This is a genomic window from Streptococcus sp. DFI.7.26 (assembly GCF_022240605.1).
GTDB classification, from domain to species: domain Bacteria; phylum Bacillota; class Bacilli; order Lactobacillales; family Streptococcaceae; genus Streptococcus; species Streptococcus xiaochunlingii.
The window spans coordinates 1-441 of record NZ_JAKOGN010000052.1; the positions used below are offsets into that span (position 1 = coordinate 1).

Consider the following 441-nt stretch of genomic DNA (forward strand, 5'->3'; position numbering starts at 1 on the left):
TTGTCAATCTACCTGAGTTGATGAAAATCTATAAAGAAACAGCCGACATTCAAACGCAAGATATGTTGGATTTACCTGTTCCAGAAGCTCGTATTATACCTATTGAGAGTGAGTTAACTGAAAACCAGAAACTCTATTTAGAAGAATTAGTTATGAGGTCAGATGCGGTTAAATGTGGAACAGTTGATCCAAGCCAGGATAACATGTTAAAGATAACAGGTGAGGCACGAAAATTAGCTATTGATATGCGTTTATTAGACTCTAGTTATAGTCTAGCAGACAATCATAAACTGCTTCAGGTAGTGGATAATGTTGAAAGAATTTATCGTGAAGGAATGGAAAATAAGGCTACTCAGATGATTTTTTCAGATATTGGAACACCTAAAAAAAAGGACAATGGCTTTGATGTTTATTCTGAGATTAAGGCTTTATTAGTTGATA

General features: G+C 34.5%; 1 pseudogene. It reads left to right on the forward strand.

What is annotated here, in order from left to right:
* Nucleotides 1-441: pseudogene (locus tag L0M85_RS09885) on the forward strand (helicase); the annotation flags it as partial.